This is a genomic window from Pseudomonas sp. NPDC088890, from assembly GCF_044900155.1.
Classification (GTDB): Bacteria; Pseudomonadota; Gammaproteobacteria; order Pseudomonadales; family Pseudomonadaceae; genus Aquipseudomonas; species Aquipseudomonas urmiensis.
Genome location: NZ_JBJDNG010000001.1, coordinates 988,275 through 1,003,436, shown reverse-complemented (window position 1 = coordinate 1,003,436; position 15,162 = coordinate 988,275). Strand labels below are relative to the sequence as shown.

Sequence of the window (15,162 nt, the reverse complement as noted above, 5' to 3'; positions counted from 1 at the left end):
TTCAAGGTGTTGGTCAGAAGTCGCGCTTGTAGAAGATATCCAAAGAGCTGGCCAAACCACTGGCAGCTTCAAGATACACCTTCTTGCTCAGCTTGTAGCGCAGTGCGATGGTGTTGGCTGGCTCGAACACCCCCACCCCATAGCGTAGGCTCAGACGCTCAGTCAGATTGCCGCTGGCGACTACACTGGTGCTGTTACCCGAGCCTTCGGTGTCGAGCTGGAAATCCTCGATACCCAGGCCCGAGGCCAAGCTGCCGGTAATCCCCGCACTGCCCGCCAGGCCCAAGCCCAATGCGGCCTGGGCAAGCATGTTGTTGTCTTCACCGGTATTACCCAGCGGCCGTCCGAGAACCAGGTAAGACAGGGCCTGTTCCTGGCTCATCGCCGGCTCTGAAAACACCTGAGTAGTTGGCTGCTCGGCGCTGCCGCTCAGACGAATACCGGCGATAACGTCATCGACTTGGCGAATAGCTTCGATGTCCAGATAAGGCTGGTCGATAGGCCCTGCGAACAACAACCGGGCGCGGCGGATGGTCAGGCGCTGGCCATAGGCGCGGTAGCGACCATCAGCCAGGCTGAGCTCGCCGCGGGTGTCCATGTTGTCACCAATATGAACGTGGCCAAGCAAGTTGGCGGTGAGCCCGAAGCCGCTGAAGGAGAGTTTTTCCCGACCCACCTCGACGTCAATGTCCATGGCCACTGCCATGGGGGGCGCACCCTGTTCGGTCTGGTGACCGATGATCACGGTATCGTCGGAGACCTTGACCGTCGAAGGCGGCAGCTCGCGCACGGTGATTTTACCTTTTGGCACATGCACCTTGCCGGTGACCGCCAGTTTTTCGCCTGCCAAGCGAATGGTCAGGTCTGGCGCCACCTCGAGCGCGGCGTAAGGCTCGACCGTCACTGGCAATTGCTGGCCTTGCAGGCGCAGGTCCATGTTCAGCGCCTGGCCCCAGGTGAGGTTGCCACTGAGCTGGCCACGGCCCGCCGCACCGCTGCGCCAGCCACCTTGCAACTGCACTTGCTCGCCGGCGATCAATGCTTGCAGCGACAAATCTTCGAGACTGACCGGCAACTCTGCGCCGCTCACCTCACCACCGGTGAGCGCCAGGTTGCCATTGACCTGGGGCGCCAGCAGCGAACCGGACAAGCGACCACTGCCATTGAGCTGCCCGGCAAGGCGCTCGACCATCGGCACGAATGGCCGGGCGATCGACAGATCCAGGCCCGACAGACGGAAATCACCTGACAGCGGTTTGTTCTTGCCCAGCGGATCAAGTCGGGTCGACAAGGCCAGTTCGCCAAGGCGCTCACCACGGAAATTCAGCACAGTGTCGACCCGACGAGGATTGAGGGTGCTGTCCAGGCGCAGTACCTGATAAGGAAAATCGAGCCAACGCTCACCGTCACGTACCCGCAAGGTGCCGCCGCTGGCATCGACACGAATGCTGCCCTTGGGGCCACTGGCAGGGATATCCAAATTGATGTCTGCATTCAGCTGGCCCTGCCAGGCGAAATCCTTGGGCAACCACTGGGCCAGGCTTTCGATCGGGAATTGCTTGAGGTGATAGCGCAAGCGCGGCTCCGGCGCCAGGCGCTGATCCTCGCCGCACAGGCTGGCCTGACCGGCACGCCAGCAGTGCGCACCGAAGTCCAGCTGGCCGCTGGCCAAACGCTGCAGGCGTGCCGGGGCTTGCAGTTGCCAGTCCTGGCCCCCGGCCTGAATGCGCCCACTGGCCAGCCTGCCGCGCCAGTCCCCCTTGGCCAACTGGCCGTCTGCGGCCAGGTCGAGTTTGAGCTGAGGGCCATTGAGCGCCAGGGTCACAGCCTGCTGGCGGATATCCCCTTTACCCGCGACATCCAGGTTGCCCAGCGAGGTGTCACCCAGGCGGATGTTGCCGGCCTTCAAGCTGATCTGCGCGCGCTGGGCGCTGTCCAAGCGTGCATCCAGGTCAAGCCGCTGCAGGCGGTTGTCGGCTTGAGCCAGCTGCTGACCTTGCAGGGTCAGGGTACCTTGCGGCGCCGCCAGGGTGCCGGCCAGGTCCAGGCGACCTTTGACCTGCCCTTGCAAGCGTGGCCAGAGCTGACCAAGGCGCGGCAGATCCAGGTCGATACGCCCAGCCAGGCGCTGCTGCAAGCTGCCACTGCCATTGATGCGGTTATCACCTAACTGCACCGCCAGCGTGCCCAGGGTCCAGCTTTCACCGGCGCCTTGGGCCTCGGCCTTGAGCACAGCCGGCTGACCGCGCAGGCGCCCCTTGAGGTCCAGTTGCGCTTGCAGCTGTAATTGCTGGTTGTTCAACTCGCCTTTTGTGCGCAATGGCCCCGCCAGCGTGCCTGGCAACTCGGCGAGCCAGTAAGCGGGATCGAGCGCCGATAGCTGCAGGTCGACATCCCAGGCCAAGGTATCGGCGAAGCGCACCGCCACGCTGCCGGCAGCCTTGCCCTGCCCTGCGCTCAGGGCCAGCTGAGGCAGGCGCACTTGAGTCAGATCTCCCTCGAACGGACTGACCAGGTTGAAGGCACCTGCCGGCCCGTCGAGATCACCCTTGAATGAGCCCTGATAATTGCCATCGCGGTAATTCACCTGGGCATTGAAGCGCTTGAGGGTAACTTGCGGCGCCTCTTCCAGTGGGTAGAGCCGCAGCCAGGGGAAATCCACCCAGTCGATCTGCGCATCAGCTACCAGCCCCTGCTGCCAGTCGGCATTGGCTTGCAGCTTGACCCGCTGAGTCTCGCTGGCTGTGAGGTCAAGGGCGGCAAGCTGTGCCCCTTTGGCATCCACCTGCCCAGCCAGGACCAGGGCTATAGGGCCCTGCTCGGCGGGCAGATTAGCCGAACCTGTCAGTTGGTACCCTTTGAGCAAGTCGCCGTTGGCATCCAGGCGCAGCTGATCTAGCTGCAGGGTGTCAGGCAATGAACTGGCAGGCTTGAACGCGTCGGAACGGATGCTCAATTTCGCCGGCAAGTGCTCGGCCAGCGCTTGTAACTCACCCGTCAAATGGGCGTTCAGGTAGCCGCTGCTGGTGGCGTCGAGGTTGAGGGTTTTCTGCAACTCGCCCTTGGCGGTCAGTGCCAGCTGCCAGGCCTGACCTTCTACCGCTGGCAACTGCACGCTGCCATTAAGCTGCAATGGCCAGTCACCTTCAGGCTGCAAATCACCTTGCAGGCTCAGGTGCAGCTCTTCGCGCTGCACCTGTAGGCTGTCGATACGCAAACCGCTGGCTGTCCAGTGCGCGGCCAGCTGCAAGTCGCCCAGCAGGTCGCTGCCATCCAGGCGTAATTGGCCCAGCTTGACCTCGCCCAGCTCGATCGCCAACGGCAAGCGCAGACCGGGCAGTTGGATCGGGCCGCTGTCCGCCGGCGCTTCACTTGGAGCGAACGCCATGTCGACGCGCTCTACCTGCAGCCTGTCGATACACAAGGTCGCGCGCAGCAGGCACGCCGGTGACCACGCCAGGTGTGGCGCCAGGACTTCAACCCGGCTACCACCCTCGACCCAATTCAAGCGGCTGGCCTGCCAGTTTGCGCCCAGGCGGCCCTCAAAGTCTGTGACCTCAAGCCCGGGCACCAACCCCAGCACCCAGCGGCTGCCGGCCTGGGTGCCGAGCACGAGGCCAAGCGCCAGGATGATCAGCAGCACCAGGCCGAGCAAGGTCAACGACAAATATTTCAAAACACGCGTCACAGCTCAGGCCCCATGGAAAAGTGCAGGCGAATACCACCGTCGTCATCCAACGCCTTGGCCAGGTCCAGGCGCAACGGCCCAACCGGCGAAACCCAGCGCACGCCAAAGCCGACACCGGTCTTGAGGCTCGGCAGCTCCAGCGAATTGAACGAGTTGCCCTGATCGATAAAGGTCGCCACTCGCCACTTTTCGGTCAGCGAGTACTGGTACTCGGCGCTGCCAGCGACCATGTAGCGGCCGCCAATACGGTCGCCATCGCTATTTTTTGGCGACAGGCTCTGATAGTCGTAGCCGCGCACGCTCTGGTCGCCACCGGCGAAGAAGCGCAGCGACGGGGGGATGTTGTTTTGATAACCGTTGGTGGCACTGCCACCGAACTGCACCCGGGCGAGGAAGCGGTGATTCTCGCCCAGCGTGGTCAGCCCCTTGAGTAGCACGTTACCGTGCAGCAGGTTGGTGTCCGACACCAGGCCTTCCTTGGCTGCTTGCAAGTCGAACTGCAAGCGATAGCCATTGTGCGGATCAATGCGGTTGTCACTGCGCAGGTAGGAAAAGCTAACGCCTGGCATCAGCAAATTGCTCAGCCCGGAGTCATCGCCCAGCTTGTATTCTTCGCGCTGGTACTTGAGCGAGATCACCCGCTGCCAACCGCTTGGTAGTTTGCTATGCCACTCAGGGCCTACCGTCAAAAGTTTGCTGAGCGTGTCGGTGCCGGCGATTTCTTCATTCTGATAGCCGCCGGCGAAGCGCAGTTTGTCGGTCAGGGGCGGATCGAGCGGCACGTCGTACCACAGGCCGACGTTCTGGCGTGGCGCCGACAGCTCGGTTTCCCAGCCATAGCTATGACCTTGCGGGTTGACCCAGTGACGGGTCCAATTAGCCTTGCCACGTGGGCCGACATCGGTCGAAAAGCCCAGGCCCAGGCCCATAGTCCGAGGTTTGCGGATTTCCAGTTGAACCGCCACCGGAATGTCTTCGGCCACCGCAGCGGTAGGTGCGGCGTCGACCCGCACGCCTTCGAAATAGCCGCTCGATTGCAGGTCATTGTTGAGTTCAGCGATCAGCTGCGAGTCATAAGGCGTACCGGGCTTGAACGACACCATGCGCTGCAACAGGTCATCGTCCAGCGGTGAATCGCCACTGAAGGTGACAGCCCCCAGGCGATAGCGGGGCCCGCTTTGGTAGACCAGGTCGATGTCCGCCACTCCCGCCTGGGGGTCGACGGCCAGTTGCTGCTGGGTAAATTGCCCCCTGAAAAAGCCGTAGCGCGAGGCCTGGTTCTGGATCAGCCGTTTGGCATCTTCATAGTGCCCATGGTTGAGCGGCTCGCCAGCACGCAAGGCGCTGCTGCTGGGGATTCGGAAGGCTTTGAGTTCAGTGGCCGGCCCCTCGATGCGCACAGTCACGTTGCGCAAGCGCACCGGCTCGCCGGGCTCGATGCGAATGATCAGTTGCGGGGATTTGTCTTGATCGGTTGGCGGCTTGACCTCGGTATCGATCTGCGCCTGGTAGTAGCCCAAGGCCTGAGCGGCCTTGCGTGCCTGCTCCTCGGCGCCACGACTGAAACGCAGCAAGGCCTCTTCATCGCGCTCGCCAAGGCTACCGATATAACCTTCGATATTGGCCTTGAGCGCCTTGTTGGCCGGTTTCACCCGCACCAGCAACTCGCTCTGCGCCCATACTGTGCTGCTGGCGGCCAACAAGAGCAGGCCCCAGCTTAATCGTCCTGAATACGTCATGCGGGGCATGCTACCAGAGCCCGGCCGTCAAGGGAGCCGCCTGCGGCTGCAGGTCAGGCAATTGCTGACTTTGATGACAAAGGATTCGGGTGAAAGAACACTCTTTCTCGGATTGGTCCTACAGCAATTTCACCAATCTCCTGATAGCCCTGCCGTTGATAGAACGCTAGGTAGTGGGCGTTGCCGGTGTCGAGCACTACGCCCTGGGTCTGCGGATCGTCGGCGCACCAATCATGCACGGCCTGTAACAATTGCTCACCATAGTGCTGGCCCTGGAACTGGGGATGCACGCCCAGCAAAGGCAGCACATGCACTTGCTCAGAAGGCAGGCACGCCGCCAGCGCCGCCTGGTAATCCAGATACCGCCGCGTGCAACGCACCCCGGTGCCAAGGATCATGCGCAGGCGCCACAGCCAACTGTCAGCCACGCCCAAGCGGCGCAATGGCGGGACGATAAGCGCGACACCCGCCAAGCGATCTTCGATCAGCAAGCCAATGGCTGGCAGCTTCAAATAAAAGTGCTGGCGTACCCACTCACGCACCATGACTCGCAGACGCCGTTCGTAGCCGGGGCGCTGCGCCTCGAACAGGTAGGCAAAGGTCGGCTCGTGTCGATAGGCGTGATACAGCAGCGAGCGCACTTCGCGGCTGTAGCACTCGTCGAGCTGACAAATGCGGGCCGCAACAGGGGTTTGATCTGGCATTGCGGACACTCCTCCTTGAATTAGGCATACGCGCCTTGGAGGTGCATCAGCACTGCTTGGTTCACCTCACCAAGCACGTTAGCAGTGTCCACCATTGGCCGCCATGCTGGTGGCGGCGGCCGATGTCGGCTAGCATCGCCGCTTTTACCAGGAATGGCTTGCCATGAAGATCGTCTCGTTCAACATCAACGGCCTGCGCGCCCGCCCGCACCAGCTGGCGGCACTGATCGAGAAGCATCAACCCGATGTGATCGGCCTGCAGGAAACCAAGGTCAGTGACGAGCAGTTTCCCCTGGCTGAGGTCCAGGCCCTGGGCTATCACGTGCATTTCCATGGCCAGAAAGGCCACTACGGCGTCGCCTTGCTCTCGCGCCAAGCGCCGCTGTCTCTAGTCAAAGGTTTTGCCAGCGATGAAGAAGATGCCCAGCGCCGCTTCATCTGGGGCACCTTCGCTGATGCCGATGGCACGCCCATCACCATCATGAACGGCTACTTCCCGCAGGGCGAAAGCCGCGACCACCCCACCAAGTTCCCCGCCAAGCAACGCTTCTATAGCGATCTGCAGACGCTACTGGAAAGCCAGTTCGACAACCAGCAGCCACTGGTGGTGATGGGTGATGTGAACATCTCGCCGCAGGACTGCGACATCGGTATCGGTGCCGACAACGCCAAACGCTGGCTGAAGACCGGCAAGTGCAGCTTCCTCCCTGAAGAGCGCGAATGGATGGAACGCCTCAAGGGCTGGGGCCTGATCGACAGTTTCCGCCACCTGCATCCGGACGTCGACGACCGCTTCAGCTGGTTCGACTACCGCAGCCGCGGTTTTGAAGACGAGCCCAAACGCGGCCTGCGCATCGACCTGATCATGGCCTCCCAGGGGTTGCTGCCGCGACTTAAAGCCGCAGGCGTGGATTACGACCTGCGTGCGATGGAAAAGCCGTCAGACCATGCGCCGATCTGGCTGGAACTGGGCTAAGCCTGCAATACGCAAACACAATGAGTGCTGGTAACCCGTCCAGCACTCATCACGCGGTTGGAAAACACCCATAAAACCGACGAAAAAACTCGTATCTGATAGTCATTCGCCATTATCTCGGTTCTCGCCACCCCCCCTGCAAGGGTAGAATGCGCAAAACCGGGAGCCGCAATGAACCAAGACCGCCTCAGCCCCAATGAAGAAGATGCCATTACCGATGCCGCCGCGCATTGGTGCATGCGCCTGAACGCCGAAGACTGCACGGCGGCTGAGCGCGAGGCCTTCGCTCAGTGGTTGGCGGCCGACCCTCGGCACGTCGAAGAATACCGGGCGATGCAAGACATCTGGTGCACCGCCGACCTGCTGCCGCGCCATCCGCCAGTGCTCGACCTTGCTGCACGCCGCCCTCGCCCCAGCCGGAGTTGGCGGCCATTGGCCTCGGCCGCTGCGCTTGCCTTGCTGGCGCTGCCCCTGGCCGGCTGGGTCGGCTGGGAACAAGGCTGGCTGCCCAATCACTATCAGCACTTCGAGGCCAGCGACCGCCAGCAACAGGTCAAGCTCAGTGACGGCAGCGTGGTCGAGTTGAACCTGAACAGCGAATTGCGTTACTTCAATTTCAAGGACCAACGCCAGGTCACCCTGATCAAGGGTGAGGCATTCTTCAAGGTCAGCCACGACAGCAACCACCCGTTCATTGTCCGTGCAGGTCACGGCCAAACCCGGGTCACTGGCACCCAGTTCAACGTGTGGAAGTATCAGGACCAGGTCAAAGTGACGTTGGTGGAAGGCTCGGTGCTGGTCAGCAGCAACGGCGCCGAGGGTGGCTATCGTCTTGGCCCCGGCATGCAGGCCAGCTATCACTTGGGCGATTTCGAGCCGCAGTTGGCGCAAAGCGACGACTACGACAACAGCTTGGCCTGGCGCAACGGCAAGCTGATCCTGGATAACCTCAGCCTGTCGCAGGCCCTGCCGGTGATCAACCGCTATCTGGACAAACCATTGCTGCTGGCCGATGAAAGCACCGGCACGATTCGTGTCAGCGGTGTCTACAACACCCGCGAAGTCAGCCGCCTGGTAGACAACCTGCCCAAGGTGCTACCGGTCTACCTGACCCGCAGCAAGGACGGCAGTACCGTCCTTAACCGCATCTCACCGTTCAGCAACAAAGGCTGACGCTCGCTTAAACCTTACAGCACCATCGCTGCTATCCAGCCAAAGGCCAGCAGCGGCAGGTTGTAGTGGATGAACGTCGGCACCACGGTGTCCCAGATGTGGTGGTGCTGGCCATCGACGTTCAACCCCGAAGTAGGCCCCAAGGTCGAGTCCGATGCCGGTGAACCCGCGTCGCCCAGGGCGCCGGCAGTGCCGACGATGCACACCGTGGCGATCGGGTCGAAGCCCAGTTGCACGCACAGCGGTACGAAGATCGCGGCCAGAATCGGCACGGTGGAAAACGATGAACCGATGCCCATGGTCACCAGCAAGCCCACCAACAACATCAGCAAGGCACCGATGCCCTTGCTGTGGTCGATCCACTGCGCTGAAGTTTCCACCAGGCTTTTGACTTCGCCAGTGGCTTTCATCACGTCAGCGAAACCTGAAGCGGCAATCATGATGAAGCCAATCATGGCCATCATTTTCATGCCCTCGGTGAACAGGTCGTCGGTGTCTTTCCAGCGCACGATGCCTGACAGCGAGAAGATCAAGAAGCCGACCATGGCGCCGATGATCATCGAGTCCAACCACAGCTGGATGATGAACGCCGCACCGATGGCCCCGAGCGCGACCAGCAGGGTCAGGGGGTTGTAGCTGACGCTGACCTGCTCGACCTGCTCGATTTTCGCCAAATCGTAATCACGCTTCTTGCGATAGCTGAACAGCACCGCCAGCAACAACCCGGCAAGCATGCCGGCCGCGGGAATGGCCATGGCGTGGGTGACATTGACCGCACTGACATCGACACCGGCACGGGCGACGTTGGCCAGCAGGATTTCATTGAGGAAGATGTTGCCAAAACCGACCGGCAGGAACATGTAAGGGGTGATCAGGCCGAAGGTGATCACACAGGCGATCAAGCGTCGATCGATGCGCAGGCGCGTCAATACATACAGCAGCGGCGGTACCAGCAGTGGAATGAACGCGATGTGGATAGGCAGGATGTTCTGCGAGGAAATCGCCACCACCAGCATCAGGCCGATCAGCAGCCACTTGACCTTGCCGCCATTGCGGTGGCCTTGCCGATCGATCATCGCCAAAGCGCGATCAGCCAAGGCATGGGCCAGGCCTGATTTGGCGATGGCCACGGCGAACGCGCCGAGCAGCGCATAAGACAGGGCCACCGTCGCTCCACCACCCAGGCCACCATTGAACGCCTTGAGCGTACCTTCGATACCCAGGCCGCCGACCAGGCCACCGGTCAGGGCGCCAATGATCAGGGCGATGACCACATGCACGCGGGACAGGCTCAATATCAGCATGATGCCGACCGCGGCAATGACTGCATTCATGGTGTGGCTTACCTCGTTTACGACAGACAAAAAGCGACGGTTCCGGCGACAAGCTGCCCAAAGCAGTGGCCGGACCAGGGGATATTGTTATGAAGGGCGCACACTCTGAAGCAGCCGTGCGCGCTTGTCAAAGCGCTCAAGGTGGCCGCTTGTAACTATTTCGATTGGCGGTAGATCGGCGTCGCTTGGCAATACGACTTTTATATTGAACGTTTGAATAAAGAAAAACGGGCAAACGCCGACACAGTCGGCAGCCCCAGAATTATTAGAAGGGATTTGCCAATGCCTTTGCGCCAACTGTCTATCCAGTGGAAGATCACCCTGCTCGCCGGCCTGTGCCTGGCAGGCATCGTCAGCTTGCTGGTCGGCCTCTCGCTGTACCGCATGGACCACAGCTCCGACCTGGTCAAGGCGAGCAGCATGAAGATGCTCTCCGAATCGGCCCAAGCCCGCATCGAGTCGCAGGGCGAAGTACAAGCCCTGAACATTCGCCGCCAGTTCATGGATGCCTACCAGTACGGCGCAGGCTTCGCCCGCCAGGTCCTGTTCCTGCGCGAGCAGGCGGAAAAACGCTTCCTCGACGCCTTTGACCTGCGCCAGGACATGACCGCCCAAGTGCGCGCGGCGCTGCAGGCCAACCCGGACTTGCTCGGTCTGTCGCTGGTGTTCGAACCCGGTGCACTGGACGGCAAAGACAGCCTGTTCGCCGGCCAGAGCGAGTTGGGCAGCAACGAAACCGGACGCTTCGCCCTCTACTGGTCGCAGCCGCGCGCCGGTCAGCTGACGGCCATGGCCCTGCCGGAAGCGGACATGGCCAACACCGAAGTCGGCCCCAGCGGTCAGCCGGCCAACACCTGGTGGGTATGCCCGCGCAGCACCGGCAAGGTGTGCGTGGTCGAGCCGTACTTCTATAGCATCGACGGCCAGCAAGTGCTGATGACCAGCATCGTCTTCCCGCTGTCGGTCAAGGGCAAGGTCATCGCTACCCTGTCCATCGACATCAACCTCAACAGCTTGCAAGCGCTCAGCCAGGACGCCAGCCGCAACCTTTATGAAGGGCGCACCACCGTCGGCATCCTCAGCCCGGTGGGCCTGCTGGCTGGCTACAGCGCCGATGCCAGCAAACTGGCCCAGCGCTTCGACCAGGTCGACCGCAGCCAAGGCGCAGAGCTGGTACGCAAGCTGGCCGAGGGCAAGTTGCAGATCCTCCACGATCAACAACGCCTGAAAGTGCTGGCCGCCTTTACCCCGATCCCGGATGCCAAGCCGTGGGGGGTGCTGCTCGATGTACCGGAAAGCGCCCTCACCGGCCCTGCCGAGACGCTCAAAGCCGAACTCGATGCCCTCAATACCAGCGGCACCCTGCTGGAACTGGGCCTGGGCTTGGCCGCGGCGATTGCCGGTTTGTTGCTGGTGTGGCTGATGGCCCGTGGCGTAACCCGACCAATCCTTGGCGTGGCTGCCATGCTCAAGGACATTGCCAGCGGCGAAGGCGACCTGACCCGCCGCCTGCAATACGACAAGCGCGATGAGCTGGGTGAGCTGGCCGGTTGGTTCAACCGCTTCCTCGACAAACTGCAACCGACCATCGCCGAGGTCAAGCGCTCGGTGCAAGCTGCCCGAGGTACTGCTGACCAGTCGGCGGCGATCGCCAGCCAGACCAGCGCCGGCATGGAGCAGCAGTATCGCCAGGTCGACCAGGTGGCTACCGCCTCGCACGAGATGAGCGCCACTGCCCAGGACGTCGCCCGCAGCGCCGCCCAGGCCGCCCAAGCCGCCCGGGAAGCGGACCAGGCAACCCGCGACGGCCTGGCAGTGATCGACCGCACCACCAGCAGCATCGATGCCCTGGCCGCCGACATGAGCAGTGCCATGGGCCAGGTCGAAGGCCTGGCGCAAAACAGCGAGAAGATCGGCTCGGTGCTCGAAGTGATCCGCTCGATCGCCGAGCAGACCAACCTGCTGGCACTCAACGCCGCGATCGAAGCGGCCCGTGCCGGTGAGGCCGGGCGCGGTTTTGCCGTGGTCGCCGACGAAGTGCGCAACCTCGCCCGCCGCACCCAGGAGTCGGTGGAAGAAACCCGCCAGGTCATCGAAGCTTTGCAGGCTGGCACCCAGGAAGTGGTCGGTGCCATGGACAGCAGCTACCGCCAGGCCCAAGGCGGTGTCGAACAGGTTGGCCAAGCGGTTACCGCACTGCAGCGCATCGGCCAGGCGGTGACGGTAATCACCGACATGAACCTGCAAATCGCCTCGGCCGCCGAAGAGCAAAGCGCGGTGGCCGAGGAGATCAACAGTAACGTGGCGACCATCCGCGATGTCACCGAATCGCTGTCAGGCCAGGCCAACGAGTCGGCACGGGTCAGTCAGTCGCTCAACAGCCTGGCCAACCAACAGCAAGGGCTGATGGATCAATTCAGGGTTTGATTACAGCTCATCCCTGGGCGCATGGAAGCGCCCGCCGCCGAGGATGCGATCGAGCAACTGCAAGGCGCGCTGCACATCGGGCCGTGCGCCCATGGGCAGGACATCGCTGTGCGGCAAGGTCGCATCCTTGTGGCCTGAAGCCATGACCAGCAGGTGCATTTGGTCGGCATTGAGATAGACATGATGCTGTTCCATCGCATACGACTGAATCAAGCTCAGCGCCCCTGCGACCAACGGCGTAGCGCTCGAGGTGCCAGCGTAATTGCTGCTGTAGTCACGCTCATCAGCCGATTTGTCTTGCAGGTCGCCACCACTGAGGGTGGCCACGCTGTCGCCCCAGGAATTGAGCATCCGGTAGGGATAGGAGAAATTCGAGTATTGATGGGCTTTGCCATCCCATGACTGGCTGGCCCCAACCAGAATTGCATTCGCCTCTCCATGCTCATGAAAATAGCGCCATTGCGAGAGATCGACTCCATAACCTCTCGTCACTCCTTTTTTGATATCGGTCTCATTACTCCCGTTTCCAGCGGCGAAGAGCACCACCGCACCGCGCTCCGTCAATGCTTTGGCCACGTCCCACCACGCGCGCTCATGGATCGAAGGTAGAAAAACGCCCAGCGCATCAAGATGTGCCGAATGGCGATTGATCGCCACGATATCGCCGGGCTCGACGTGACGCAGCAGATCTTTCGGGGTCTGGAGGCGTTGTAATTCGTCTTTGGCGTAATTGTTGTACAGGTACAACTCAGCGGCGTGGCAAATGCCGGTCATGCCAAAGCCATTAGGGCTAGCGAGCAAAACCCCCACTGATTTGGTTCCATGACGGGGATCCCCGTTAGGCTGCAGGGTGACAATTTTCAGGTTAGGGTTGCCTTTGAGGTCTTCGTGGTTAGGGAACAGGCCGCCATCAGAAAAGTGCACACGCGCACCCTTTCCATTTACCTGCTTGTCCCATGCCTTGCGGATATTCATACCCCGATAGCGCGGGCCGGGCTCATCCAGATAGTGCTGCAACGGCTCAAAGTCTGGAGTCGGTTGTGCATCGTCAAAAGCCCGATTGCCCGCCACTACTGCAGCCCCAGTAATCAAGGTTGCCAACGCAGCCGCAGCGCCGGCGAGCAACACCCCTGCAGAAGCTACAGCCGCCGGGACGAAGTGCAGCGTCTCGACGTACTCAAGCGCCGCCAGGGTCTTGAGCAAAGCGGCATAGGTATCGTTGAGCATGCTTGCGGGTTGCTCAAGGTAGTAGTAATTGCGCAGTGCCTGCAGCTTGTCGTCATTGCGCTCCTGCGGGGCCAGCAAAGGCTGCAGCTCGATCACTGACTTGAGTGTTGGCCACAGGCCGACCAATCGCGAGCTTGAGCCTGGCTCCAGCTCAGCCAGGAGTCGTTCGAAGCCGCCCTCGACAAAGTTGACCAGTAACGTCGGATAAGACGTGCCGGGCGGCAAATCAGGAAACGGCTCCAGCGTTTCAGCGTATGGGTCGACCACCCTGGGCGCCTCGCTCGCCAGATCGATAGCCGGTTCATCGGCAACCGAACGCCGCCGCCTGGACGCTGTACCTGGCAGAGAAACAGAGTCGAGTATCCCCCTGCTCAGCTCGCCCTCATCGATAACAACCTGCAACGCTGCCACTACGAGCGCACCACTGCCATCGACAGTCACATCTGCCACCCCCTCGCGCAGCGTGACACGCGGCTTGATCGTGTAGGTACCGGCTGCCACGTCGCAGCGCAAGAGCGCAGGGCAGCCATGGTCGCTCAGCACACCACTTTGGGCTTGGGAATAAACCGACATTGCATCGACTTGTCGTGGTCCATCAGGCCCGCTCTTTTCCAGCTCGTAGCGAATGCTCTTGACCTTTTCCAGACCAGCTCCGATACAGCGCACGTGGAATTTGCCGTCGAAGCGGAAGTTGCGGTAATAGACAAAGTGCACATCAAGATTCATCAGTTAGTCCTTAACTGGTTGCACGTGTACCCAGCAAGGGCACCCATGGCGCTATCCTCTCAGGCGACCAGTCAAGGCATGCAGCCTGAAGCCATTCCCTGGCCGTTGGCCAAGCAACCACAGGCCCGATCCGATCCACTCTAGCGAGGAGGCCAGTGCTGACACACCCGCAAAGCTTGCGACCCACCATAGCAAGCTTGTAGCGTTGCCCCACCCCCGCTGCCGGAGCACTACCCCGTGTCCCTCAAAGCCCTGCGCACCCTGGTGACCATCGCCCGCCACGGCACCTTCGCCCGCGCCGCCGATCTGCTCAGCCTCACCCCCTCGGCCGTCAGCCTGCACATAAAGACCCTGGAGGATGAACTGCAGGTGGCGCTGTTCGACCGCAGCCGCCGCCAGGTGATGCTGACCGAAGCCGGGCAACTGGCGGTGGCGCGCGCCGAGAGCATCCTCAGCGCCTATGACGAACTGGCCGACACCCTGGCCAGCGGCCCCAGCCTGCGCGGGCGCCTGCGCATTGGCGCGATCCACACCGTGCTGGCCCGGCGTCTGCCCAAGGCCCTGCTGTGGATCAAGGCCCATCACCCGCAGCTGCATGTCAGCGTGGTCTCGGGCATGTCGGCCGAGCTTGCCCGGCGGGTCGAGGACGGCGAGCTGGATGCGGCGATCACCACCGAACCGGTCAGCCCGTATCCGCAGTGCCTGAGCTATATACCGTTGTTTGAAGACCGTTTCTGGGCCATCGCCAGCCCCGAACTGGCAGGCCAAAGTTTGCCGCAACTGCTCGCCAGCCAGCCGTTCTTGCGTTTCGACAAGCGCGCCTGGGCCGGCCGCCAGATCGAACAAGAGCTGCGCAAGCAGCACCTTCAGGTTAACGAGCAAATGGAATTGGACAGCCAGGAGGCCCTGGCACGCATGGCCGCGATGGGCCTGGGTGTGGCCATCATCCCGATTGCCGATGATGATCTGGAGCGTTTGCCCGCTGCAACCCGGCTGCCATTCGGCGAGCCGCAACTGACCCGGCGCATGGTATTGCTGGAACATGACAAGAGCCAACGGCGGCACCTGAGTGCAGTGCTCAAGACCGCTCTGGACGCTACATGAAGTTTTTCTCAACGGTGGATGCAGAAAACAACGTTTTTTTCTGCTGACTGCACGCAGTAGGCTG

General features: G+C 61.7%; 9 protein-coding genes and 1 pseudogene. 5 read left to right on the top strand and 5 right to left on the bottom strand.

Annotated elements, in window-relative coordinates:
• Positions 1-13 precede the first annotated feature (13 nt).
• The 3 genes from ACI2JX_RS04550 to ACI2JX_RS04540 are packed head-to-tail and all read right to left on the bottom strand — an operon-like array spanning position 14 to position 6,131.
• Complete coding sequence (locus ACI2JX_RS04550) at positions 14-3,688, bottom strand: translocation/assembly module TamB domain-containing protein (protein WP_404689493.1); 3,675 nt, start codon at positions 3,686-3,688, stop codon at positions 14-16.
• On the bottom strand, positions 3,685-5,427 hold the full coding sequence (locus ACI2JX_RS04545; RefSeq protein WP_404689492.1) for an autotransporter assembly complex family protein: 1,743 nt from the start codon (positions 5,425-5,427) through the stop codon (positions 3,685-3,687). The genes ACI2JX_RS04550 and ACI2JX_RS04545 overlap by 4 nt, the downstream gene beginning before the upstream one ends.
• A gap of 53 nt (positions 5,428-5,480) precedes the next feature.
• Positions 5,481-6,131: a GNAT family N-acetyltransferase gene (locus ACI2JX_RS04540; RefSeq protein ID WP_404689491.1), complete on the bottom strand. Its 651-nt coding sequence runs from the start codon at positions 6,129-6,131 to the stop codon at positions 5,481-5,483.
• A 163-nt stretch (positions 6,132-6,294) separates the two neighbouring features.
• Here ACI2JX_RS04540 and xthA point away from each other — a divergent pair, with 163 nt between their 5' ends.
• Both xthA and ACI2JX_RS04530 read left to right on the top strand, forming a co-directional pair.
• Positions 6,295-7,107, top strand: coding sequence for an exodeoxyribonuclease III (gene xthA, locus ACI2JX_RS04535; protein WP_186555214.1), 813 nt, complete (start codon positions 6,295-6,297; stop codon positions 7,105-7,107).
• Positions 7,108-7,278: 171 nt separating this feature from the next.
• Entirely contained in the window at positions 7,279-8,280 is a 1,002-nt protein-coding gene (locus ACI2JX_RS04530) for a FecR family protein (protein ID WP_404689490.1), read from the top strand.
• 14 nt (positions 8,281-8,294) lie between these two features.
• Here ACI2JX_RS04530 and ACI2JX_RS04525 read toward each other — a convergent pair whose 3' ends face one another.
• A complete protein-coding gene (locus ACI2JX_RS04525) occupies positions 8,295-9,614 on the bottom strand; it encodes a Na+/H+ antiporter family protein (RefSeq protein ID WP_264233611.1) in 1,320 nt (439 codons plus the stop codon).
• 282 nt (positions 9,615-9,896) lie between these two features.
• On the opposite strand from ACI2JX_RS04525, the pseudogene ACI2JX_RS04520 reads away from it, so the two are divergent.
• A pseudogene (locus tag ACI2JX_RS04520) lies at positions 9,897-11,183 on the top strand (HAMP domain-containing protein); the annotation flags it as partial.
• A gap of 102 nt (positions 11,184-11,285) precedes the next feature.
• On the top strand, positions 11,286-12,041 hold the full coding sequence (locus tag ACI2JX_RS04515; RefSeq protein ID WP_372353286.1) for a methyl-accepting chemotaxis protein: 756 nt from the start codon (positions 11,286-11,288) through the stop codon (positions 12,039-12,041).
• Here the strand turns inward: ACI2JX_RS04515 and ACI2JX_RS04510 are convergent, their stop codons facing one another.
• On the bottom strand, positions 12,042-13,994 hold the full coding sequence (locus ACI2JX_RS04510; RefSeq protein WP_404689489.1) for a S8 family serine peptidase: 1,953 nt from the start codon (positions 13,992-13,994) through the stop codon (positions 12,042-12,044).
• Between the two features lie 237 nt (positions 13,995-14,231).
• Between ACI2JX_RS04510 and ACI2JX_RS04505 the strand changes: the two genes are divergently transcribed.
• On the top strand, positions 14,232-15,098 hold the full coding sequence (locus ACI2JX_RS04505) for a LysR family transcriptional regulator (protein ID WP_264233607.1): 867 nt from the start codon (positions 14,232-14,234) through the stop codon (positions 15,096-15,098).
• The last annotated feature ends 64 nt before the right edge of the window (positions 15,099-15,162 follow it).